At 58.8% G+C, this 22,375-nt stretch carries 20 protein-coding genes; 15 read left to right on the top strand and 5 right to left on the bottom strand.

Features of this window, described 5'->3' with window-relative positions; translation table 11 throughout:
- Window positions 1-18: 18 nt before the first annotated feature.
- Window positions 19-1,011: a GlxA family transcriptional regulator gene (locus tag LWH94_RS06700; protein ID WP_232901634.1), complete on the bottom strand. Its 993-nt coding sequence runs from the start codon at window positions 1,009-1,011 to the stop codon at window positions 19-21.
- A gap of 286 nt (window positions 1,012-1,297) precedes the next feature.
- Here LWH94_RS06700 and LWH94_RS06695 point away from each other — a divergent pair, with 286 nt between their 5' ends.
- Window positions 1,298-3,100, top strand: a complete 1,803-nt coding sequence (locus tag LWH94_RS06695) for an acyl-CoA dehydrogenase (RefSeq protein WP_232901633.1) — start codon at window positions 1,298-1,300, stop codon at window positions 3,098-3,100.
- Between the two features lie 417 nt (window positions 3,101-3,517).
- Window positions 3,518-4,297 (top strand): crotonase/enoyl-CoA hydratase family protein, encoded by a 780-nt coding sequence (locus LWH94_RS06690; RefSeq protein WP_232901632.1) that lies wholly within the window; start codon window positions 3,518-3,520, stop codon window positions 4,295-4,297.
- A gap of 226 nt (window positions 4,298-4,523) precedes the next feature.
- On the opposite strand, the gene LWH94_RS06685 is transcribed toward LWH94_RS06690, so the two are convergent.
- Window positions 4,524-5,795 carry an alkane 1-monooxygenase gene (locus LWH94_RS06685; RefSeq protein WP_232901631.1) on the bottom strand — a complete coding sequence of 424 codons (1,272 nt, stop codon included), beginning with the start codon at window positions 5,793-5,795 and terminating at the stop codon, window positions 4,524-4,526.
- Between the two features lie 179 nt (window positions 5,796-5,974).
- On the opposite strand from LWH94_RS06685, the gene LWH94_RS06680 reads away from it, so the two are divergent.
- The 6 genes from LWH94_RS06680 to LWH94_RS06655 all read left to right on the top strand — a co-directional run bounded on the left by LWH94_RS06680 (window position 5,975) and on the right by LWH94_RS06655 (window position 12,325).
- Window positions 5,975-6,226, top strand: coding sequence for a hypothetical protein (locus LWH94_RS06680; RefSeq protein WP_058341393.1), 252 nt, complete (start codon window positions 5,975-5,977; stop codon window positions 6,224-6,226).
- A 78-nt stretch (window positions 6,227-6,304) separates the two neighbouring features.
- Window positions 6,305-6,631 (top strand): hypothetical protein, encoded by a 327-nt coding sequence (locus LWH94_RS06675; RefSeq protein WP_058341392.1) that lies wholly within the window; start codon window positions 6,305-6,307, stop codon window positions 6,629-6,631.
- A 205-nt stretch (window positions 6,632-6,836) separates the two neighbouring features.
- Window positions 6,837-8,864, top strand: coding sequence for a PhoX family protein (locus tag LWH94_RS06670; RefSeq protein WP_199457992.1), 2,028 nt, complete (start codon window positions 6,837-6,839; stop codon window positions 8,862-8,864).
- A gap of 167 nt (window positions 8,865-9,031) precedes the next feature.
- Window positions 9,032-9,394 (top strand): DUF4870 family protein, encoded by a 363-nt coding sequence (locus LWH94_RS06665; RefSeq protein ID WP_199457993.1) that lies wholly within the window; start codon window positions 9,032-9,034, stop codon window positions 9,392-9,394.
- 379 nt (window positions 9,395-9,773) lie between these two features.
- Complete coding sequence (locus tag LWH94_RS06660; protein WP_199457994.1) at window positions 9,774-10,832, top strand: OmpA family protein; 1,059 nt, start codon at window positions 9,774-9,776, stop codon at window positions 10,830-10,832.
- A gap of 20 nt (window positions 10,833-10,852) precedes the next feature.
- Window positions 10,853-12,325: a thrombospondin type 3 repeat-containing protein gene (locus LWH94_RS06655; protein ID WP_199457995.1), complete on the top strand. Its 1,473-nt coding sequence runs from the start codon at window positions 10,853-10,855 to the stop codon at window positions 12,323-12,325.
- Window positions 12,326-12,395: 70 nt separating this feature from the next.
- Here LWH94_RS06655 and LWH94_RS06650 read toward each other — a convergent pair whose 3' ends face one another.
- Entirely contained in the window at window positions 12,396-13,709 is a 1,314-nt protein-coding gene (locus LWH94_RS06650) for an MFS transporter (protein WP_227508296.1), read from the bottom strand.
- A gap of 124 nt (window positions 13,710-13,833) precedes the next feature.
- Between LWH94_RS06650 and LWH94_RS06645 the strand changes: the two genes are divergently transcribed.
- The 3 genes from LWH94_RS06645 to LWH94_RS06635 are packed head-to-tail and all read left to right on the top strand — an operon-like array spanning window position 13,834 to window position 16,723.
- On the top strand, window positions 13,834-14,673 hold the full coding sequence (locus tag LWH94_RS06645; protein ID WP_199457996.1) for a 23S rRNA (adenine(2030)-N(6))-methyltransferase RlmJ: 840 nt from the start codon (window positions 13,834-13,836) through the stop codon (window positions 14,671-14,673).
- Window positions 14,674-14,692: 19 nt separating this feature from the next.
- On the top strand, window positions 14,693-15,913 hold the full coding sequence (locus tag LWH94_RS06640; RefSeq protein ID WP_232901630.1) for a MarR family transcriptional regulator: 1,221 nt from the start codon (window positions 14,693-14,695) through the stop codon (window positions 15,911-15,913).
- Between the two features lie 6 nt (window positions 15,914-15,919).
- Window positions 15,920-16,723 carry a mechanosensitive ion channel family protein gene (locus LWH94_RS06635; RefSeq protein ID WP_232901629.1) on the top strand — a complete coding sequence of 268 codons (804 nt, stop codon included), beginning with the start codon at window positions 15,920-15,922 and terminating at the stop codon, window positions 16,721-16,723.
- Between the two features lie 53 nt (window positions 16,724-16,776).
- Here the strand turns inward: LWH94_RS06635 and LWH94_RS06630 are convergent, their stop codons facing one another.
- Window positions 16,777-17,178: a DUF4168 domain-containing protein gene (locus LWH94_RS06630; RefSeq protein ID WP_232901628.1), complete on the bottom strand. Its 402-nt coding sequence runs from the start codon at window positions 17,176-17,178 to the stop codon at window positions 16,777-16,779.
- Between the two features lie 232 nt (window positions 17,179-17,410).
- Here LWH94_RS06630 and LWH94_RS06625 point away from each other — a divergent pair, with 232 nt between their 5' ends.
- Genes LWH94_RS06625 through LWH94_RS06610 form a run of 4 tightly spaced genes read left to right on the top strand, consistent with a single transcriptional unit; the run spans window position 17,411 to window position 21,435 of the window.
- A complete protein-coding gene (locus tag LWH94_RS06625) occupies window positions 17,411-18,880 on the top strand; it encodes an ATP-binding protein (RefSeq protein ID WP_232901627.1) in 1,470 nt (489 codons plus the stop codon).
- Window positions 18,877-20,262, top strand: coding sequence for a sigma-54-dependent transcriptional regulator (locus tag LWH94_RS06620; protein WP_442914969.1), 1,386 nt, complete (start codon window positions 18,877-18,879; stop codon window positions 20,260-20,262). Before LWH94_RS06625 ends, LWH94_RS06620 begins: the two co-directional genes overlap by 4 nt.
- Complete coding sequence (locus LWH94_RS06615; protein WP_058341382.1) at window positions 20,259-21,164, top strand: DMT family transporter; 906 nt, start codon at window positions 20,259-20,261, stop codon at window positions 21,162-21,164. Before LWH94_RS06620 ends, LWH94_RS06615 begins: the two co-directional genes overlap by 4 nt.
- The gene (locus tag LWH94_RS06610) at window positions 21,157-21,435 is read left to right on the top strand and encodes a GIY-YIG nuclease family protein (protein ID WP_232901626.1); all 279 of its coding nucleotides are present in this window, start codon (window positions 21,157-21,159) and stop codon (window positions 21,433-21,435) included. The genes LWH94_RS06615 and LWH94_RS06610 overlap by 8 nt, the downstream gene beginning before the upstream one ends.
- Here the strand turns inward: LWH94_RS06610 and LWH94_RS06605 are convergent.
- Window positions 21,413-22,306, bottom strand: a complete 894-nt coding sequence (locus tag LWH94_RS06605; protein ID WP_232901625.1) for an alpha/beta hydrolase — start codon at window positions 22,304-22,306, stop codon at window positions 21,413-21,415. The genes LWH94_RS06610 and LWH94_RS06605 overlap by 23 nt on opposite strands.
- Between the last annotated feature and the right edge of the window lie 69 nt (window positions 22,307-22,375).

Raw genomic sequence — 22,375 nt, 5'->3', positions numbered from 1 at the left:
TCAAGTCAACCAAAGGATTTAACGGCCAAATTTCGAACGATAGGCCCCCGGAGAAAGCCCGGTTTGCTTACGGAATAACCGGCTGAAAGAGCTCACATCCTCATAACCCACAGCCCGGGTAATCGCGTCCAGGCCATCCTGGGAACTCTCCAGCAAGCGCCGGGCTTCTTCGATTCTCAGCAATTGAAGATAGGTAGTTGGTGTGTCTCCGGTCGCTTGCCGAAACCGCCTCAGCAACGACCGCTCCGACAACTTGGCCCTCGTGGCAAGATCCGCCACAGACACCGCCTCCCGGAAATGCCCCTCCAGCCAATCCTGAAGCCCCAGCACCACCAAATCCGAATGATACCGGCGAGCCTGCAAAGCACTGTAGGGCGCCTGACTGGTCCGCCCCGCATCAATCACAAACGCCTTCGCCAACTCCCGCGCCACCTGCGCCCCCGCAAGCCGCTCCACCAGATACACCCCCAAATCCCACCAGGCCATGCCACCCCCGGCACAAGCCACCGGTCCGTCAACCGTCACCAGCTTCTCCGGCCGCAAATCCACCGCTGGAAACCGCTCCCGGAACTGATTGCTGAAGCCCCAGTGTGTCGTCGCCTCCCGCCCGTCCAGCAACCCGGCGGCAGCCAGTAAAAATGCCCCGGTGCAGTTACTTGCTACGCGGACATCGCCGGGAGTTGCGTCCTGAAACTGTGAAAGCCACTGGATCAAAGGGTTGTTTGTCTTCAGAATTTCATCAATGGGCGCGCCAATGGTGGGAATAATCAACACCTCATCCGCACCCAGATCATCAACATCCTGCCAGGAACCATCGGCCAGAATTGTCACACCATTGATGCACTGACAGGGCTCACCGTTCTCGGTCAGCAGGCGGGTTTTGAACTGTGCAGAAGGCTGCTCCCCGTGAATCCGTGCCCAGGTCACCCCGGCTAGGCGAAACAGGTCGATCATTCCTGTGATAGCGCTGGCCAGGGCTCCGTTAAAGCCAATGATGGTGACGGTTTTCAAAAGCTGGCTCCTGTACGGCTTGTTGTAGTGCCCGAAATGGCGCGACGGCCATCACCCAATCAGGCTGCTGGCGTGGGTACCGCCTTCCGGGAGTGTGCGCAGCAGGGAAGCTGCGCTCAAGCCCCCACGGAAGGGTTCACGGCGTCTCCCGGAAGGCGGTACCCACGACAGTGGCCGTCTTGTCAGAACAAAGGTTGGCGGATTCAGCCAAGAATAAGTCAAAAATGACAATTCCAACAACTACAGAGGATGTGAGAGGCTAGACGCAATAAACAGGAGACCCAGAATGACCGACACCCTGATCGACCGCCGCGACCTCGCCTTTCAGCTTTACGAAGTCATGGACACCGAAGCCCTCACCCAGCGCGAGCGCTTCAGCGAACACAGCAAAGACACCTTCGACGCCGTCATCGAAACCGCTGACAAAATGGCGAAAGAAAAATTCGCCAACCACAACAGCGCGGCAGACAAAGACGAACCCAAATTCGTCAACGGCCAGGTAGAAATGCTCCCTGAGGTCAAACAGGCTTTTGACGCCTACGCCGAAGCCGGTTTCCTCGCCGGCCGCTACGATTACGACCTCGGCGGCATGCAACTCCCGGAATCTGTCATGGCCGCCTGCAACGGCTTCTTCACCGCCGCCAACCCCGGCACCGCAGGCTATCCGTTCCTGACCACAGCCGCCGCCAACCTCATCCGCGTGTTCGGCAACGAAGAACAGAAAACCAAATTCCTGCCCAACATGCTCAGCGGTCGCTATAGCGGAACCATGGCCCTGACCGAGCCCCACGCCGGCTCCAGCCTGGCGGACATCCGCACCTCCGCCACGCCCACCGACGATGGCCACTACCTGATCAAAGGCGCCAAAATCTACATCTCCGGTGGCGAGCAGAGCATCACCGAAAACATCGTTCACATGGTGTTGGCCAAGATCAAAGGCGCTCCGGCCGGTGTGAAAGGCATTTCCCTGTTCATCGTCCCGAAATTCCACGTGGACGAGAAAGGCAACCCGGGCGAACGTAACGGCGTCAGCCTCGCCGGTCTGATCCACAAACTCGGCTATCGCGGCACCACCAGCACCGCCCTCAGCTTCGGCGACGACGCACCCTGCCACGGTTACCTGGTGGGCCAACCCCATCAGGGTCTGAAATACATGTTCCAGATGATGAACGAAGCCCGCATCGGCGTCGGTTTCGGCGCGGCGGTGATCGGCTACCGCGGCTACATGCACAGCCTGGAATACGCCAAAGACCGCCTGCAGGGCCGCAAAGCCAGCGAAAAGAACCCCGAAAGCCCGCAAGTGCCCATCATCGACCACGCCGACGTGCGCCGTATGCTGCTGGCCCAGAAAGCCTACAGCGAAGGCGGCCTGGCCCTGTGCCTGTATGGCGCCCGCCTGATGGACGACCAGCACACCCACCCGGATGAACAAAAGCGAATGGAAGCCGGCAAACTGCTGGACCTGCTCACCCCGGTGATCAAAGCCTGGCCTTCCGAGTTTGGCCCAAAAGCCAACGACCTGGCGATCCAGGTTTATGGTGGCGCTGGCTACACCCGCGAATACCCGGTGGAACAGTGCTGGCGGGACAACCGCCTGAACCCCATCCACGAAGGCACTAACGGCATCCAGGCTCTGGACCTGCTGGGCCGCAAGATCTGGCAAGACCAGAGCCACGGGCTGCAGCTGTTGATGCAGGAAATGCAGGTCGACCTGCAAGCGGCCACCACCGACCGCTGCCAGCAGTGGGCGTTGTCTCTGAGTGAAACACTGCAGCAGGCCGTGAAAGTCACCCAGAGCCTGGGCAAATCCCTGATGGGTGGCGAGGTAGACAAAACCCTGGCCAACGCCAGCTGCTACCTGCACCTGTTCGGGCACATCATCGTAGCCTGGATGTGGCTGCGCCAGGCTAATGCGGCTGCCAATGCACTGGCGTCTGCCAATAGCGACAGCGAGCGCAACTTCTATCAGGGCAAACTGCAGGCTGCCCAGTACTTCTTCCACTGGGAGCTGCCAACCGTGGCTCAGGACCTGGTGTTACTGCGGAATCAGGATGATACGTGCCTGAATATGAAGGCCGATTGGTTCTAGTTTTGGTGCTCTTTGTATCACTAGCCTGCGAGTGTTGGGGATAGTGCGATCGGCTGGGCGCCCTTTCAGGGACACGCTACGAGCACGTCCATGTGCGCTCGACTGTGGCCATCCATGGCCACAGACGGTCCCTGAAAGGGCGCCCAGCCGCTCACACCCAAGCAACGGTGGGGGCGCAGGCTAGAGATGCAAGTTTCAGCAAAACCTGAGTTCTATTTCTGAATCTGTGGCCTGGTATATCGCAGAAGTATGACGCGCGGGCGACGGGGAGGGCTTTTCAGGACCGTTGAGGGCCATGGACGGCCCGAAACGAGCCTACAGGGACGTACTCGTGGGCGTGTCCTGAAAAGCCCTCCCCGTTGACCGCGCAGCCACCAAAACACCCAGGCTAGGTACCCAAAGTCGAGGAAAACGCCAATGTCACTCGTAAACATAGAAAAACAAGGCCACATCCTGATAATAGGCCTGAACCGTCCGGAAAAAATGAACGCCATGAACCGGGCCATGTACCACGAAATTGCTGCCACCTATTTTCAGCTCCAGAACGACCCGGAACTGCGTGTGGCCGTGATGTACGCCGAAGGTGACCACTTCACCAGCGGCCTGCAACTGGACGACTGGGCCGGCGTGTTCGCTAACGGCAAAGGCATCGAGCCGGGCGAAGGCGAACTCGATCCGTTCCATATTACTGGAGAAGGGCTCACCAAGCCGGTGGTCTTTGCCGCCCAGGGCATCTGCTTCACCTGTGGCGTTGAAATGATGCTCAACACCGACATCCGCGTAGCCGCCAAAGGCACCCGCTTCGCTCAGCTGGAAGTCAAACGCGGCATCTTCGCCTGCGGCGGCGCCACCATCCGCCTGCAAAGGGAAATCGGCTGGGGCAATGCCCAGCGCTACCTGCTCACCGGCGACGAATGGACGGCCGAACAGGCTTACCAGTGGGGCCTGATCCAGGAGCTGGTGGAGCCCGGGGAGCAGTTCAATAAAGCCATGGAAATCGCTGAAAAGATCGCCAAAGCGGCTCCGTTAGGTGTTCAGGGCAGCCTGAAGTCGTCCAAGATTGCCGTGTCCGAAGGCCAGGAAGTGGCCAAGGAACGCCTGTTCCCGGAGCTGCGTCCGGTCATGGCCAGTGAGGATGTAAAAGAAGGTATCCAGTCGTTCCTGGAAAGGCGGGAAGCAGTGTTCAAAGGCAAGTAGCGGGATTGTCCGCTCCTCAAAACCTCTTCCGTAGCGAATCGTCAAATCAACGACTATCCCACGGAAGCGTAAGCGGCGGGTTGGGGCCACCCTTCCGGGAGTGTGCGCAGCAGGGATGCTGCGCTCAAGCCCCCATGGATGGGTTCACGGCGTCTCCCGGAAGGGTGGCCCCAACCCGACGCCGGCTCCCAACCAACAGGCTAGGGCCGGCAATCAAACCACGAACTCAGGCAGCCTCAGACTCAGAAGAAGCGCCAGCCCGCCGAGCCGCAGCCTCAGCCGCCACCTTCGCAGCGTAGTCAGCATACCGGGCCATCAACTCCTCCTTACGATCCGGATCCCAGTTGATCTTCGACAGATCGCCCTCGTAGTGATCAATCACCCGCTTATCCATCGTCTCGTACCACCACTGTGGCAGGTAAGCCGGCAACAACATCGACGCATAACCACCCGGCAACTGCGGCGCCTTCTCGAAATGCCTCAGGGCCTGATAACTCCGGGTTGGATGGGCGTGATGGTCAGAGTGCCGCTGTAACTGATACAGGAACAGATTGGTCACCACATGGTTGCTGTTCCAGCTGTGCTCCGGTTGCGTACGTTCATACTTGCCGTTCTTGTCCTTCTGGCGCAGCAGGCCATAGTGCTCAATGTAATTCACGCTTTCCAACAAGCTTGCCCCATAAACTGCCTGCGCCGCCAGGAACGGCACCGCCCTGGGGCCGCAGACCAGCGTAGTCGCACCAAAGAGCCCGGCACTCATGGCCCAGCCCTGCAGCAACTCATTGTCCAAGCTCCAGAAACTCTTGCCCTTGCGCTCAAGCCGCGCCTTCTCGATTTTCACTGCGGACTTCATGCCACCAAACACCGTGCGCGGCAGGAACTTCCAGAAACTCTCGCCCATCCGGCTGCTGGCCGGGTCTTCCGGTGTGGCAACCCGCTTGTGATGACCAAAATTGTGCTCAACCACGAAGTGGGTGTAACCGGTCGGCGCCAGTGCCGCCATGGCCATCAACTTGTTCAGTTTGTTGGATTTGTGCCCCAGCTCGTGGGCGGTGTTGATGCCCACACCGTTGATTGCGCCCACCGTCAGGGTCAGGCCGATCTTGTCTTCGATCGGGGTTTTCTTGCGACTGGCCAGCCAGGCACCCATAACCGTCATGGCGTACTGGGTAGGAATAAAGGCTTTTACAATCCGGTCGTAGTATTTGTCCTGCTCCAGGGACCGCACGGCGGATTCCGGCGGGTTGCTCTTGTCTTCCCCGATCGCCCGGTCCAGCGCCGGGATAATGCCATGTACCAGTGCCGGCCCGGTCCACGCCAGCGCCTTCAGCTTCCTGGGCGCCAGCGCGTATCCGGTCAAAGCGGCCAGGCCGATACCAGGCAGGGCAGGGCCCAGCAGCCACAGGTAACGCTTGGGATCTTTCCAGTCTTTTTCACCGGAGGCGGGAGTGGAATTGGCCGGTTGTTGCCCGACTGCTTGATTGGCCTTGGCGTTCATATCAGGGATCTCCGTTTTGTTCTTGGTTGTCCTCAATTTATGTCGGACAGTCGAGCAATACAACAATTTTGACGAATGTCATCGGAAGGTGGCCTGACATGACAATTCGGCCCCGGTTGGCGGATTCGGGATTTGTGGTCCAGACTTCTGCAAAACAAAAACAACAGGGACGATGGAACATGAGTGCTGCAACCCCCTCACCAGAGACTGTGTCTTTGCCGGTTCGGGAAATGCTTGTGGAGTATGTCCAGGGGCGACGGCTGGCCGAGATTATCTACCAGGATACCAACGGGCAGGTTTGTCTGGTTCATGAAAACATCCGGGACGTTCTGAGCCGGGCCGGCCATGATTTTCTGGTACTGGGCTCCGGCAAGGTGCTTGGTGTTGAGCATGTGATCATGATCGACGGCCAGCGGCTAACGAAAGGGTAATCGCCCGGTAATTGCCTGTGCAGGTGAACCGCTCTAGGCTGTTTGCGTTGTAAATACTTACCAACAGAGGGATATGGTATGAACAAGCTCACGTTGAGCGCACTGGCTCTACTGATGACACTTGGCCTGGCTGCCTGCAGTTCGGAAAGCGATGAAGGTGCCGATTTCGAGCAGGCCGGGGAGAACGCCGGTGAAATGATGGATGACGCCGCCGACTCCGTCGAGGAATCCTATGAAGAAGCCACAGGGCAGGACGAAGGTGCCTGGGGCGAAATCAAGGAAGGCGCACAGAACGCGGCGGATGAAGTCAGCGATGGTGCACAGAGCGCTGCGGACAGTGTCGGTGAAGCCGCTGATGAAGCGGGTGATGCCATGGAAGAAGGTTATGATGAGATGACTCAGTGATCACTGGCTGAGAGTTGTTTTTTCCGGAAAAGGGGCGCAGGTTGGCGCCCCTTTTTTGGTTTTTACGACAAAGTTTGGCTGGTGTGGTTAGCTGTAAAATAACTTTAACCAGAATCACGCGGAACGTTTGTTGTTCTGTCATCTTTCAGGTTGAAACTTGCCTCTCGTTAAAGCCCTTTCCTTCCGATTTCGAGAGAGACAGAACATGGCCAAGCACGACATTGATCCGAATTATCTGGACCCTAACTACGAGCCGGTGGTTAACCATTCCGAGAACCTGCCTTTTCACCAGGTGCTGTCTGCGCGCATGCAGCGCCGGGCGGTGATGAAAGGGACCGTCGGAGCAGCTTTGGCGAGTGTTATGGGCCTCGGACTCGTAGCCTGCGGGAGTGACAGCGACAGTGACGACGAGACAGCGTCAGGAAACACTCAAACGCCAGGTACAACCGAAAGAGCGCTGGGTTTCCAGGCCGTTCCGGTGTCAATGGATAACCAGGTAGTTGTTCCGGAAGGCTATTCATCAAAGACATTCTTGCCCTGGGGCACACCGATTACCGGGTCGTACCCGGATTATCGCGCTGATGGCACCAATTCCGGCGCAGACCAGGAAGAGCAAGTGGGTATGCACCATGACGGCATGCACTTCTTCCCGATTGACCAGAAGAGTGGCGGCAACAGCTCCACTGAAGGTCTCCTGGTTATGAACCATGAGTACATCAATCAGGAGGCCATCCATGCGGAGGGCGCAACCTATAATGCTGATGGCTCCCGCCCGGCAGATGAAGTTCGTAAAGAAATCGCAGCCCACGGCGTTTCCGTGGTTCATATTAAGCAGGATGCTAACGGTGAGTGGGATGTGGTGTTTGGCAGCCCACTCAACCGCCGGGTAACCGGTGGTACTGAAATGGAAATCCGCGGCCCGGTTCGTGGCTATGACAAACTCTTCACTAAATTCAGTCCCAATGGTACCCGCACCCGCGGAACCCTCAATAACTGCTCCATGGGGCCGACGCCCTGGGGAACCTACCTGACAGCGGAAGAAAACTGGCACGGTTACTTTGCCAACAGTGATGCTACCCAGCCTCGCGAGCAAACCCGCCACGGCGTGGGTAGTGAAAGCCGCTACGATTGGGAACTGGCAGATAACAAGGCCGATCAATACGTGCGTTTTAACGTCAGCGCGCTCGGCGGTTCTGCCTCAGAGGATTACCGCAACGAAGCCAACACCTTCGGCTTTATGGTGGAAATCGACCCATTCAACCCGGAGAGCATGCCCCAGAAGCGCACAGCCCTCGGTCGTTTCGGCCATGAAGGTGTAATTTTCGCACCGGCCAAAGAAGGTGAGCCGGTTGTCTGTTACTCCGGTGACGACTCCCGCTTCGAGTACATCTACAAGTTCGTGTCTTCCAAACCGTACTATGCAGCCACCGCTGGTGGTTACCTGCTGGATGAAGGCACGCTGTATGTAGCGCGATTCAACGAAGACGGCAGTGGTGAATGGCTGGCCCTGGATCTCGACAACCCGGCTTTTGCCTCCAAGGTTAATGCTGCCAAGGGTACGACCGTTGGTGATGTGGCATTTGATGGCTTCGAGAACCAGGCCGACGTGCTGTTGAACACCCGTCTGGCCGCTGACATTGCCGGTGCCACACCAATGGACCGTCCGGAGTGGGGTGCGGTTGATCCGAATACCGGCGAGGTTTACTTCACTCTCACCAATAATACCAAGCGCACAGAAGACCAGGTGAATGCAGCCAACCCGGTAGCCCAGAACAAGAACGGCCACATCATTCGCTGGCAGGAAGCCGGTAACGATTACACTGCCGGTTTCTTCGAATGGGATATCTTTGTCTTCGCCGGTGAGCAGGGCACAGAGACCGTGGTTGATGGCGACGCCGTTGTTACGCTGAATGACGACAACATCTTCAACAGTCCGGATGGCCTGTGGTTCGATTACAACGGCCGTCTGTGGATCCAGACTGACGGATACAGCGACGAAACCTTCGGTAACCAGATGATGCTGGCTGCGAATCCGGAAACCCGTGAGATCAAGCGTTTCTTCGTGGGCCCCCAGGGCTGTGAGGTCACCGGCGTGGTCACCACTCCGGACAGCAAAACCATGTTCGTGAATATCCAGCACCCGAAAGCCAACTGGCCGGATGCTAACGACCCTCGTCCCCGCGATGCCTGCGTCATCGTAACCCGCAACGACGGCGGCGTAATCGGCGCCTGATCATAGCGGTTAGCCACAAGGCAGCACCAAAGCCGGCCCCGGTTTTACCTGGGCCGGTTTTTGTTTTTGCAGAGGGTCATATTGTGGAAAGGTCCGCAAAAACCCCGAGGCCGGCTGCGAAAGGGCTGTGGTAGACTGCGGAAAAGTCCTGATCCGGAGTTATCACCTTGGCTGAACCCGAATTTATTCCCGCAAACCCCAACGGCAATGAACGTCAGCCGGAGCCTGGCCGCAACTTGGCGGTCGTGGTTTACATCCTTCAGGCCCTGTCCTTTTTTCTCGGCGGCATCACCGGCCTGGTTGGCGTCATCGTCAATTACGTGAAGCTGGATGATGTACGTGGCAGCTGGATCGAAAGCCATTTCCGCTGGCAAATCCGCACCTTCTGGATTGGGCTGTTGTGGACGGTGATTGGTATTATCACCACCCCATTGATCATCGGTTGGTTTATTCTGCTCGGTATCTCGATCTGGGTGATCTATCGCATCGTAAAGGGTGCCCTGGCCCTGAACGACGGCAAGACTATTTAATCCATTCCCTTCCTTTCCCTGAAAGCTTTGCGCCTTTTGTCCAGACGCCCTTCGGGGCGCAAGGCAGTCTTTTGCACCTCTCTTTGGGCTCCTTGCTCGGCCAAAATGTAAAAAATTGCAAAATCTCCCTCCGGTCCATCGGCCTGTAAGCACGGCGACCTCAGGCCTGAATTTCAGCTAAACCATTGGCTTTCAACATAAATAAGTCCATACGATAAAGTGGATCACTGTTAGTTCAGTATATGGTTGGCAAAAATGACAACAATATGTGAATAAAATGCCAAGTTAATACGCCAGTAGCTGGCCCAAACTGCCAAGAAACAGAGGCAGTTTGTTTCTTTTGTGTAACTGGCAGGGCTAAAGGAAAAGGAGTGTTCACATGGCAAGAAAGCAACTTCTGGCGGTATCGGTTGCAGGGCTGTGCGCCGCGATGGCAGCGACGGCAGTGCAAGCGAATGCGGTCAAGCACGAAAGTGAAGTGTCAGTGCTGGGGGCTTACATTGAGCCCGACAGTGACAGGACTGATGAGTACGGCAGCGGTTTGCGGGGCATTTACAGTCACCGTTTCGGTAAGCACTGGTGGCTTGAGCCTCAATTGTTCTCCGGAATTATCGAGACGGGTGTTACCGGCGCAACGGATTACTACCAGCAAACCCTGGGAGCGGACCTGAGCTACCGGTTTTTCGACAGCGAATCCTTCACGCCGTATGTATCCGTTGGTGGTGGCCTGTCCCGTAACGATGTAGCTGACAACCCGGCCAGCGAATTTGCCGGCTATGCCAATGCCGCCCTCGGCCTCATCACCTCCCCTTTTACCGAGTCTGGCCTGCGTGTGCGGGGCGACGTCCGTTACCTGTGGGATTCCTACGACGACGGATTATCTGACATTCACCTGAGTGTCGGCCTGACCATTCCAATCGGCGCTACTCGCACCCGTATCGTGGAAAAAACGACCGTTGTTGAAAAGCCGGTGGTGGTAGAGCAACAGCTCGCGGATTCCGACAAAGACGGCGTTGTGGATGGGGTAGACCAGTGCCCCAACACCCTGGAAGGCCTGGAAGTGAACGCCGTTGGCTGCGTTGAAACCGACAAGGCCCAGTCTGTGGTATTGCAGGGGGTGACTTTCGAGTTCAACTCCAACCGGCTGACCGCCAACGCACGCGACATCCTCATTCCCGCCGCCGAGGCCCTGAAAGGACAGCCAGACCTTAAGGTAGAGCTGGCCGGCCATACCGACAGCGTGGGGGCTGAAAGCTACAACCAGCAACTCTCACAGCAGCGGGCAGACGCCGTGCGCAACTACCTGCTTGACCTGGGTGTGGCTCCGGAACAGCTGAGTGCCGAAGGCTATGGCGAAGCCCGCCCGATCCGCAGTAACGATACCGAGGAAGGCCGCGAGCGCAATCGCCGAGTCGAATTCAACGTGGTTTCTAAGTGATAGCAAGAAGGAATTTGGAAATGAGACTGAACAATCTGAACTGGCCTTTGATTTTGATGGTTACGGCGTTTCTGGCCGTAGCCGGGTGTAAGTCCGACAGTGGTAGCCGTGTGTCGTTTGAGGATGGCTCGGGGCAGCAAACCGGGGAGCAGGGCGATGGCGGCACCGGTGGAGCGGTGGATGCTGATGGGGATGGCATCCCTGATAACGAGGATTCCTGCCCGAATACCCGAAATTCCGGGGTTGATGCCGATGCCGATGGTATCGACGATGCGTGCGATGCCCGCATTGCGTCGTCAACGGATATCGATGGCGATGGTGTGCCGAATGGTGAAGATAACTGCCCGACCATTCCCAACCCGGACCAGGAAAATGCTGATCGTGACCTGTATGGCGACGCCTGTGACACAGATGCTGATGGTGATGGCGTTAAAGACAAGGTCCGGAATGACGATGGCAGCTTTGCAGTAATAGCGGCATCGGACGAGGGTGACAACTGCCCGCTGGTGCCAAATCCGGATCAGGCGGACCTGGACGGTGATGGCGTAGGTGATGCCTGTGATGACGATATCGATGGCGACGGCTTTCTCAATGACGAGGATGCCTGCCCGTATGTGGAAGGCAATGATGAGGCCATGTGCAGCGAGGCGGTCGATACCGACGGCGATGGCATTCCGAACCTGAGGGCTGATGGCAGCACGCCCTGGGACAACTGCGCGGATGTCGTCAATCCCTCCCAGTCGGATCTGGACGGCGATGGCATTGGCGATGCCTGTGATGAAGACACCGATGGTGACGGAATTAACGATACCAACCTGATCGGCCTGCCCGAGGATAACTGCCCGCTGGTTGCCAATCCGGACCAGGCTGATACGGACGGCGACGGCATCGGTGATGTCTGTGACCTGGTGAATGACGTTGAGTTTTCGTGTGGTGTTGGTGAGCAGTTCTCGCCCATGCTGGCCAGTGATGAGGATATCCAGGCTCAGGCATCCAAGGATGTTTCAGATTGTCTTTTGTTGACCGGTGGTCTGCTTTGCGACGTGGTTGGGGAGAACAACGTAGTTGATGATGATCTGAACAACTTCGCTACCATTTCAAATACTAACCTGTTGGGACTTTCTAACGTCAGTCTGCGAGTCGCTGCAACGTCAGGATTTGCCTACCCGGGACAAAACGTTATTGGTGTTTCGCTGGCTGAAGCGGCACAAGTGCTTCAGCTAGACTTGTTGTCGAACGGAGGCCTGCAGGTTCGGACTTTGCTAGACGGTGAGATTCAGGAACAGACCAATGGTGAAGTAGGCGCTGATCTCGATTTGCTGGGGCTTTCCGGTTTACTGGGCGGGAACGAAGTCGGTTTCCTGGTATTTCAGACATCGAAACGGTTTGATGCGGTTGAAATCGTGAGCGGCGAGTTTGAACTGCTTACGGCCCTGGATGAATACAATACCTATGGCGTCTGTGCCTCTAAAGAGGAGGTGGCCCAGCCTTAAGTCAGTGAGTGACTATCAACTCAAAGGGCCGGCACCCGCCGGCCCTTTCCATTTCACCGAAGAAAAACAGTCACTCCTCCGTCACTTCCTCCAGCCGTAAGGCACTGAACATCCCCGCCAGCCCCATCAGCCCGAGCACAATAATCACCGCCACATCGGAAATCATCGAGATAGCTGCGGTGAAGGCACCCGTAACGAGTAACAGCAGCCCGATTACGGTATTGCTTACCGAGGTATAGTCGGTGCGTTTGTTGCCACCGGCCATGTCCACCAGGTAGGTTTTCCGGCCAAGGCGCACGCCGGCGTGGGCAATGCTCAACACGAAGAAGGCAATCGGGTAGAACCAGGCGCCGCCGAAGCCGGGGCCGAAGATCAGGGCGAGCACACCCACCACCAGGCAAATACCGCTGGCCATGGCCGCGCCGCGGATCATCACTCGTCGGCTGGATACATCGGCCGCCCAGCCCCAGAAGCTGGCACTGAGTGAGCTGGCCAGGCTGCTGGCCAGCAGGAAGACGCCCAGCATCCAGCCGATGTCGGATTCTTTCTGGGCCAGCACCACGAAGTAGGGAGAGGCCAGGGCGGAGCACAACAGCAGGGCCCGGGTGATGACAAAGTTACGGAACGGAGCGTCGTCCCGCAGCAGGGACAAGCTGCGGAATGCCTCCGGCAGGGCATTGGCGCCACCGGAAGTTTCGCCCGGATACTCTTCAACTCCGGCAAACAGAAAGCCGGCGATAATCCACAGTGCTGCGGCCAGCATCAGCAGCATGGCGTAGAAGCCAATGGTGGGGTCGCCCCGGTCCCAGAACAGCAGCCCGGTCAGGATAACGGTGGCGGTACCGCCAATAGTGCTGGCCAGGCCGGACAGCCGGCCCCGGCGGGTTTTCGGAATGCATTTGCCCTGAACGTCTTTCATGGAAACCGAGCAGAAGCCCCGGGCCAGGGAGAACACAACCAGCGCCGCAACAATGCCACCGCCGGCCGCGTAGCCTTCCAGAAACCACACACTGGCCGCCATGGCCATTACGCTGACCGCCTGGCCAAAGCTGCCCAGGGTCCAGAACCACTTGCGCACGGCTTTGCGGCGAACCCAGGCGCCAATCACCATCTGCGGCACCATAGAGCCGGACTCCCGGATGGGTACCAGCCAGGCCACCAGGGCCGGCGCGCCAACGGCGCTCATCAGCCAGGCCAGCACGGTTTTCGGGCTGATCAGCAAGTCGCCGAGCTTGGTCAGTACGTTACTGAAAAGAATCAGGAAGAAGTTACGGGGCACTTCCCTGCAGGCATCCTCCGGAATGTCTTTGCAGACCCGTGCGTCTTCTTCGTTGGCGATCAGGCTGTAAAGCTGGTCAACCGTTGCTTTGTTCTGGCTGGACAATGTTTTTCCTCCCGTGGTCAGGCCCGCAAGCATAGCAGGACATTCGGCGTGGCTTAACCGTCTGCCGGAGTTGCCTGTGGCTTGCCGCTGGTGCTTAATGGGCACCTGAAAGCAGGAGCCCGATATGCTGAGTTACCTTCACGCCTTCCACGCTGGCAACTTTGCGGATGTACAGAAACATGCCGCATTAACCCTGGCGCTGGCCATGATGCAGGCCAAGAAAACGCCCATTGCCTGTTTTGATACCCATGCCGGCAGTGCGGTTTACGACCTGACCGGTGAGCGCGCCCGAAAAACCGCCGAGGCGGACACCGGTGTACAGCGCCTGTGGCGGTTACGGAACAGCCTGTCATCGCCGGACTGGCAGCCCATGCTGGAGGTTCTGGCCAGCGAAAATCCTGGCAACAGTGAGCTGGAAACGTATCCCGGCTCGCCGGCCTGGCTGGCGGGCTTTGCCCGTGATGCCGATACGGTCACCGCCTTTGAACTGCACCCTACCGAGGGCCAGCAACTGGCTGGCTGGGCCCGGGATGCGGGAGTTCGTGTGGTGCAGCAGGACGGCCTGAAAGGTTTGCTGCAGAAACTGCCGCCGCCCCAGCCCCGGCTGCTGACGCTGATTGATCCCTCCTACGAAATCAAAAGTGATTACACCTCAGTGGCCGAAACCCTCACCAAGGCATGGAAAAAGTGCCGCCATGGGGTCTATCTTGTCTGGTATCCGATACTGACCAGTGGCTTGCAGGAGCAGCTGGTTTCTGCCCTGAAAGGCGGTGAAGTGCGTAAGGTTCTGCGCAGCGAAGTGATGCTGGATACGCCGCCGGAGCGGGGCATGGTTGGCTCAGGTATGCTGGTGGTGAATCCGCCCTGGGGCTTTGAGCAACGCTTTGCGGCCATGATGGACGAACTGCAGGGCGAAAACGGGTTGGGGTGGTCGTCTTCGATCACCTGGCTGGTTCCCGAATAATCTGGCTGGAGTAGCATCTTTGACGTCCGAGACCGCTCAGGAAAACCCCTGCCTGCCCGGCGGGTTGATTGCGCTGGACCAATGGAAAACCCCGGAAACCTCTGTGCAAAAGACCTTACGCAGTGGCTTGCGGGATATCCTTCAGCAATTGCGCGCCGAGATGACGCCGGAGGACCAGGCCTTCGAGAGCCTGGACGACCTGCCGGCACTGTCCCATGCAAAGCTTGGCCGGTACGCACCGCAGCCGGAGGCCGGAGAGCTGGCCGGGGCGATCAATGAATGCCTGGCATCACTGCGGCAAGGGGGCACCCACAACCGGCAGGTGAGTTTTCTGGTTGCGCCGCCGTTTTCCGGTATTCAGGGGGCTTTGCGCGCCAGCGGACTGCGGGTGATCTCGCCCCCGGATAACCTGCTGATGGCGGAGAAAGACATCTCCGGCTGGTGGGATGAGCAGCTGGCGGGCGATGACTGGGTGGTACCGGAGCTTGCGGATTTCTGGCTCAGGCATCGGTCTGGCATGGGCTTGCTGAAAGAGTTCTTTGCCCGGGTGGCAATGGAGGGTGCCGGCAAGGGCATGGTGGGATGTTCCAGCTGGTGCTGGCAGTTCTGGGTGCAGTACCTGCCAGAATTGCATGTGGCGCCGCTGACGGTCGCGCCCCTGACGGATGACCGGCTTACCCGGTGGCTGGCTTTCCTTGCGTCGGGTAAGGCGGGTGGGCCACTCACCGCTCGCATGACCAACGATGGCCTGTATGTGTTGCCGGCTCCGGAGGAGGATTGCGAGCGCAAGTACAGCGACTTCGCCCGGGACCTGGCCACCATGGCCCGGGGCAACCGCGGGGTTGCCCATGCTGTCTGGCAAAGAACCCTCAGGGCCAGGGCCGAGGAAGACACCGAGAACGGCGATAAAGAAGAGAAGAAAGATATTCCTGCCAACGGCCCGAGCTGCTGGGTAGCGCCGCTGGAGCAGTTGAGCCTGCCGGCGGTGCCCCAGAGCAACGGCCGGCAACCGGGGCATATACTGCATGCCTTGTTGCTGCACAACGGGCTGACCTCCGAACAGTTACAACTGGTGACCGGCTTGCCGGGGCAGGAGATCAGCTTGTCGCTGGCGCGGTTCCAGCGTGCCGACCTGGTCACGAAGGGCGACACCGCAGGCGCGTTCAGGGTTACTCCGCTGGGCTATCCCGCCGTGCGAAAATATCTGCAGTCCCGGGGTTACCCGGTCGACGGTTTCTAGGAGGCTATGATGGGCGATCTTGATATCAAGGGTGCACTGTCATCCATAACCTCTGAAGCCTTGCTGGAAGCGGCTATCCTGGTGGTGGTAGCGTCGCTGCTGATTCTGATGGTGCAGAAGCTGGTGCCGGCAGTGGCCGGCAAGCTGTCCGGCAAGCCCCGGCTGTATCTGCTGGCGTCTGTGCCGCTGCTGCGGCTGCTGATTATCATCCTCACCATCACCATGGTGGTGCCGGTTCTGGTTGAGCCTTCATTTGAAAACATGGTGGCCATCTTCGGTGCCCTGGGCCTGGCCCTGGGCTTTGCCTTCAAAGACTACGCCAACAGCCTGATTGCCGGCATCGTCACCCTGTACGAAATGCCTTACCGGCCCGGCGACTGGATTGAAGTGAACGGCCAGTATGGCGAGGTGCGCTCCATCGGCACCCGGGCAGCAGAGATTGTCACCCTGGATGACACGGTCATCGTGATTCCTCACGGCCTGTTGTGGAACACCCTCTTGGCCAATAGCAATGACGGAACCGATAACCTGATGTGTGTGGCTGAGGTTTATCTGGACCCGAACCACGATGTGGCGCGCATGCAATCGCTTTTTCGCGACACCATCTATGCCTGTCCGCTAACCAAGACCCATCAGCCGGTGGTAGTGGCTGTGTCCGCCGGCGACACCGGTATGAAGTACCGCCTGAAGGCTTATCCGCTGGAGCCGCGGGACCAGACCCGGTTTATTTCTGACCTGACGGCCCGTGCGGCGGAGATCTGTGCGGCTGAGGGGGTCAGAATGATCTCTCGGCCTTTGATGCTGCACTGAAACGAAAAAGCCCCGCAAAGGCGGGGCAACTGACGAACCGGATGCGGGTTTGCTTACATCAGGGCGTCAACACGGTTGCGAACTTTCGGCTCGCTGCTGTAGGCGGTTGCGATGGAGTTGTAGGTGGGGATGTCGATACCTACGTCTTCAATCACGGAAACCATTTTGTCGTTGGCTTCCCTCTGCAGTTCCTGGGCTTTCTGCTGGGAATCCGCCGCTTCGATCTTCTGGATATACTCTTCGCGCACTTCCATGACACCTTCCTGGGCTTCGATGAAGTCTTTCAGTTGGGCATCGCTGAAGTTGGTGTCCTGGGTGCCCGCCGCGGCCGGGTCAGAATAGCCGGAACTCTGGGTCTGCTGGGCTGCCGGCTCTTGCTGGTTCTGCTGTGCCATCGCGGGTGCTGCGGCCAGAAGTGCCAGGGATGCGGTTACAGATACGAGTAGCTTGTTCATAGGTCAGGCTCCTTTCGCTTTAACGGGTCGGGGGAAGAATTTGGTATTCCCCGATTTCAGTGAATGACGGTCAGTGTTTTGCAGTCGCCGTGCCAACTTTTTCAAATCTAATAATGTTCTTTTAAATCAGTTGCTTATTGTTTTTTCTGCCATTACAAGTGAGTAACTTGGGTTGTGGCAAAATGCCACATGTGTCAAAAATGGTGTGACACTTCTTGCGAAGGACAGGTTTATGGTTTCCCTTGGCCGGCGCTTCCGGGATTTATTCCGCTCCCTGCAGCTGACTCTGGTACTGAGTATCGTTGTGCCCCTGCTGTTATTCAGTGGCATCGCCATCTACATCGGATTGGGGGCGGTGGAGCGGGCCCTGAATGACCGGCTCAGGGAAGACCTTGAACTGGTTGCCCGCGCCGTCACCGGGCCGGTTGCCAATGCCCTGTCCCAGGGTGACGAGCTGGTCTTGGGGGAGTCCCTGAAATCCATTTTCCAGATCGGCCGCATTTCCGGGGCCTCGGTGTTTGATGATGCCGGTAACCGGGTAGCCAGCCTGGGGGTAGCGGATTCGGATGTCACCAACAGCGCCAGTGCGGAGAAGGTGATCACCAGCGGTGAGCTGGGGGGAGCCTTCCGCCGGGTCGACGGCGAATCGGTGTTTTCCCAATTCACCCCGCTGGTGGGCGAGGACGGCCGTATACAGGGGCTGCTCCAGGTTACCCGCCAGCGCAGCGATTTCCATGACCTGGTCGCCTCATCCCGATGGTGGGCAGTGAGTATCTGGTCGGCCTTGTCGGCCATCATCATCCTTGTGGTTGTACTCGGCCATTACCGGACCGTTGGCCGGCATGTGAACCGTTTACTGGAAAACATGGCAGGCCTTGCGCCCGGCCAATGGGTATTGGCGGTGCCTCCGTCCGGCCCCCGGGAAATCCGGCAGATACACAAAGGTATTCTCGAGCTGGGCCGCCGGATGGCGGGCGCCGAATCGGAAATCGAGGGTCGTATTGCCCGGGAGCGGGCGCTGGCGGAGCAGCTGGAGTATCAGGAAAAAGTTGCCATGATCGGCCGGGTTGCCGGCGGGGTGGCCCACGAACTGGGGGCGCCATTGAATGTGATTCAGGGCCGGGCCCGAATCCTTGCCCGCTCGGGCTTGCCGGAGGACCAGCAACGCCACCTGACCGATATTGAGCACCAGGTCAGCCGTATGACCGCCATTATCCAGCAATTGCTGGATTGTTTCCGGCATGTGCCCGATTCCCGCAGGCCACTGGATTTGTCTTCGGTGCTGGCGGATGTAATGCAGAGGGTGGCGGACGATAACCGCTGCGCAGCCAGAACCCTGGAAACCGAAGGCCTTGATGCGGCTATGCCGGTACGGGCGGAGCCTTTGCGGGTGGGGCTGGCTTGCCTGAATGTGATTCGCAACGCCTGTCAGTCTGCACAGTCACGGTTACGGGTGTCTGCCCACGATGCCGGCGACTGCTGGGAAGTGCGGGTGGAAGACGATGGCCCCGGCATTCCGGAGCCGCAACGGGCACAGGTTTTCGAACCTTTCTACAGCACCCGGGCTGCCGGTGAAGGCACGGGGCTCGGGCTGGCAGTGGTCAGCAGTGTGCTGAAAGAACATGGAGGCCGGGTGGATGTAGGCAGCTGTGATCTGGGTGGCTGCCGCATGAGCCTGTATTTCCCCAAGGAGTCCGAATGATGTCTGCAACAGCTGCCACCATTATGCTGGTGGAAGATGATCCCAGCCTGGGTCAGCTCCTGGCCGAGGAGCTGGAAATGGATGGCTATGCCGTCGACCGTGCCGCCACTGTGCAAGAGGCCCGGGGGCTGTTGCAGCAACAGCGGCCGGCCCTGATCGTGTCGGATCTGCGGCTGCCCGATGGCGACGGTATGCAGGTGCTGGCCTTTCAGCAGGCCGAGCACCCCGGCATCCCCTTTATTGTGATCACCGCCTTTGGCACCGTAGACCAGGCGGTTGAGGCCTTGAAGGCGGGAGCGGATGACTTTCTCACCAAGCCGTTGTCGACCGACCATTTGCGGCTGAAAATCAAACGATTGCTGGCACAGGCCGATGTGAACCGGCAACTGGCAGAAATCCAGTCCCGCCAGCAGGGTGAAAAGAATATGGGGCTGGTGGGTGACAGCCCGGCCATGGAACGCCTGCGGGGTGAAATTCGCCAGGTGGCCCGCAGCCAGGCGGCGGTGCTTATTAACGGTGAGAGCGGCACCGGTAAAGAACTGGTAGCCCGTGCCATTCACAATCAGAGTGGCCGGGCGGACAGGGCGTTCCTGGCGGTGAACTGCGCCGGCATTCCGCCAGACCTGATGGAAAGCGAGTTTTTCGGCCACGAAGCGGGCGCCTTTACCGGCGCCCGCCAGGCCCGCAAAGGCCTGTTCGCCGAAGCCAGTGGTGGTACCTTGCTGCTGGACGAGATCGGTGAGATGCCGCTGTCACTGCAAGCCAAGCTGCTGCGGGTGCTGCAGGAAGGCGCCATCAAGCCGGTCGGGGCGGATCACGAAGAAACCGTGGATGTACGCATTCTGGCGGCTACCCATGTAAACCTGATGAAGGCCGTTGAAGACGGGCTGTTCCGGGAAGATTTGTACTACCGCCTGGAAACCCTCGCGCTGCAGGTGCCGCCACTGCGGGACCGGGATGAAGATGTGGAAATGCTGGCCATGCACTTCCTGAAAGAAGCCTGCCGGCGGCATAACCGGGGGTTCATCAAGTTCAGCGATGTCACTCTGCGGGTGCTCCGGGACTATCCGTTCCCGGGAAATGTCCGGGAGTTGTCCAGTGCCATTGAACGGGCGGTGACCTTCTGTGATGGCGACACCATCCAACCGGAGCATCTGCCAGAGCGGATTCGCAAGCGGCAAAGTTCGCTTCAGGCGCCCCCGGCCGACCCTGTGGCCGATAACATCCCGGAATGGCCTACACTGGAAGCCCTGCAGCAGGACTATGTGCGCAAGGTGATGGCGGCGGTTGATGGCAACAAGCGCCGTGCTGCACAGATCCTCGGTATTAACCGGCGGACACTCTATCGCTGGCTCGAAACCAATCCGGAGCAGAATTCATGAAAAACCAGAAGCAGGCCATGTTGTTTGGTCTGGGTACTGTATTGCTTTGGTCTACCGTGGCTACGGCCTTCAAGTTGGCCCTGGCGGACCTGGCGCCGGTGCAGATGCTGCTGGTGGCCTGTGCCGCCTCCATTGTGGTGATGGGCGGAGCGTTGGTGATCATGGGGCGCTGGCAGGAGGTGTTCCAGCTTTCCCGCCGCCAGTACCTTCAGTCTATCGGCATGGGGCTGATCAATCCCTGCTTGTATTATTTCCTGTTGTTCGGCGCCTTTGACCGGTTGCCGGCCCAGGAGGCCCAGCCCCTGAACTACACCTGGGCGCTGGTGCTGGCGTATCTGTCTGTGCCGTTCCTGGGCCAGAAGCTGCGCCGTATCGATATCCTGGCCGGGCTGGTGTGCTATGCCGGGGTAGTGGTGATTGCCACTCGCGGGGCGGTTACCTCTCTGAGTTTTTCAGACCCTCTGGGGGTCTCCCTGGCACTGGGCAGTACGGTGGTCTGGGCGTCTTACTGGATTATTGCCACCCGGGACACCCGTGATCCTGTAGTTGGCCTGTTCCTGAATTTCCTGTTTGGCCTGCCGGTGATCGCCCTGGTGTGCTGGTATACCGTCGGGCTGGAATTTCCTTTGGGTGGCTCGCTGGCAGCGGCCCTGTACGTGGGGGTGTTCGAGATGGGAATTGCCTTTGTGCTCTGGTCCCAAGCCATGAAAAAGGCGGAAAATACCTCGAAAGTGAGCAATCTGATCTTCATCTCCCCGTTTTTGTCACTGGTATTTATCTACTTCATTCTGGGCGAGGTGATTCTGCCATCCACCTACGTGGGGCTGGTGCTGATTATTGCCGGGCTCTGGCTGCAGCAGAAAAAAGTGAAACAACGGGAGCAGGCGCTGGAACATGGCTGAGGGCTGGTTTCTGTACCTGGTGCGTACCGCCTCCGGTGCGCTGTACACCGGAATTACCACCGACGTTGAGCGGCGCTTCGCAGAGCACCAGGCCGGTGCGCCCAAGGGGGCCCGCAGCCTGCGTGGTAAAGGCCCGTTGACCCTGGAGTTCCAGGCCCCGGCCGGAGATCGCAGCCGGGCCTCGAAACTGGAATGGCAGGTAAAACGCTGGCCCCGGGTTCGAAAAGAAGCGCTCCTGAAGGGGGAAATCAGCCTGCCAGATGACGCCTGATATGGTCGGCGGCAACGGCCACGGCTTCGGTGGCCCGGTTCAGCTGGCCGCTGTGTACCTGGAACACATGCCACAGGCTGTTGTAGATCTCCAGCGTAGTGTCCACGCCGTCGCGCTTGGCCACTGCCGCCAGCCGGGTGGCATCATTCAGTAGTATTTCCTGGCTGCCTGCCTGAATGAGCAACGGTGGCAGGCCTGTCAGATCACCGAACACAGGTGAAATCATCGGATTGGTTAAGGGTGTCTGGCCGCCATACAGGCGGGCCGCATTTTTGGTCCAGCTGGCGTGCAAGACCGGTTCGCATTCCGGCTGGTAAAGCTGTTGCTGGGTCAGGTCGGTCCACGGGGAAAAACAGGTGATGGAAGACGGCAACGGCTTGTTCTGGTCCCGCAGGCGCATGGCGAGGGCTAGCGACAGCCCGCCTCCGGCCGAATCGCCCGCCAGCGCCACCGAGCTTGCCGGAATGCCCTGGCTCAGCAGTGCCCGGTAAACCGACTCTGCGTCATCCGGTGCGGCCGGGTAGGGGTGTTCCGGTGCCAGCCGGTAATCCGGAACGATCACTTCACAACCGCTCAGCTTCGCCAGCTGCCCGGCAATGCCTTTGTGGGTGGCGGCCGAGCCGATGATATAGCCACCTCCGTGCAGGTACAGGATGGTGCCGATTGCCGGTTGCGCCGGCGTAGCCCTCAGTACCGGCACATTACCAAGGTCGTCTTTGCGGAAGCGGACATCACGGGGAGGAACCGAGCTGCGATAGGCCTGGCGAACCAGCCGGCGTTGCAGTGACAGCGGTACAGCATTCGAGAGCATGGGGCGCACCAGGCGGTGCATGGTCTGGCGTAACCCTGCCTCAAGAAGCGGCTGGAACATCTGTGTTCTCCCTCGTGAATGGGTTAGGATGACGGTCAATTATTGATTCATGACAGGCGTTTAACTCTA

It is taken from the genome of Marinobacter sp. G11 (genome assembly GCF_021282325.1).
Classification (GTDB): domain Bacteria; phylum Pseudomonadota; class Gammaproteobacteria; order Pseudomonadales; family Oleiphilaceae; genus Marinobacter; species Marinobacter vinifirmus.
This window is presented reverse-complemented; position numbering and strand designations above follow the sequence as displayed.

What these genes read in the sequence shown, in the direction of transcription:
- LWH94_RS06690 (WP_232901632.1), top strand. Translation starts at nt 3,518, where the DNA reads ATGTCACTCGTAAACATAGAAAAACAAGGCCACATCCTGATAATAGGC.
- LWH94_RS06620 (WP_442914969.1), top strand. Translation starts at nt 18,877, where the DNA reads ATGATGTCTGCAACAGCTGCCACCATTATGCTGGTGGAAGATGATCCC.
- LWH94_RS06675 (WP_058341392.1), top strand. Translation starts at nt 6,305, where the DNA reads ATGAACAAGCTCACGTTGAGCGCACTGGCTCTACTGATGACACTTGGC.
- LWH94_RS06615 (WP_058341382.1), top strand. Translation starts at nt 20,259, where the DNA reads ATGAAAAACCAGAAGCAGGCCATGTTGTTTGGTCTGGGTACTGTATTG.
- LWH94_RS06680 (WP_058341393.1), top strand. Translation starts at nt 5,975, where the DNA reads ATGAGTGCTGCAACCCCCTCACCAGAGACTGTGTCTTTGCCGGTTCGG.
- LWH94_RS06685 (WP_232901631.1), bottom strand. Translation starts at nt 5,795, where the DNA reads ATGAACGCCAAGGCCAATCAAGCAGTCGGGCAACAACCGGCCAATTCC.
- LWH94_RS06610 (WP_232901626.1), top strand. Translation starts at nt 21,157, where the DNA reads ATGGCTGAGGGCTGGTTTCTGTACCTGGTGCGTACCGCCTCCGGTGCG.
- LWH94_RS06635 (WP_232901629.1), top strand. Translation starts at nt 15,920, where the DNA reads ATGATGGGCGATCTTGATATCAAGGGTGCACTGTCATCCATAACCTCT.
- LWH94_RS06660 (WP_199457994.1), top strand. Translation starts at nt 9,774, where the DNA reads ATGGCAAGAAAGCAACTTCTGGCGGTATCGGTTGCAGGGCTGTGCGCC.
- LWH94_RS06630 (WP_232901628.1), bottom strand. Translation starts at nt 17,178, where the DNA reads ATGAACAAGCTACTCGTATCTGTAACCGCATCCCTGGCACTTCTGGCC.
- LWH94_RS06670 (WP_199457992.1), top strand. Translation starts at nt 6,837, where the DNA reads ATGGCCAAGCACGACATTGATCCGAATTATCTGGACCCTAACTACGAG.
- LWH94_RS06625 (WP_232901627.1), top strand. Translation starts at nt 17,411, where the DNA reads ATGGTTTCCCTTGGCCGGCGCTTCCGGGATTTATTCCGCTCCCTGCAG.
- LWH94_RS06695 (WP_232901633.1), top strand. Translation starts at nt 1,298, where the DNA reads ATGACCGACACCCTGATCGACCGCCGCGACCTCGCCTTTCAGCTTTAC.
- LWH94_RS06605 (WP_232901625.1), bottom strand. Translation starts at nt 22,306, where the DNA reads ATGTTCCAGCCGCTTCTTGAGGCAGGGTTACGCCAGACCATGCACCGC.
- LWH94_RS06645 (WP_199457996.1), top strand. Translation starts at nt 13,834, where the DNA reads ATGCTGAGTTACCTTCACGCCTTCCACGCTGGCAACTTTGCGGATGTA.
- LWH94_RS06655 (WP_199457995.1), top strand. Translation starts at nt 10,853, where the DNA reads ATGAGACTGAACAATCTGAACTGGCCTTTGATTTTGATGGTTACGGCG.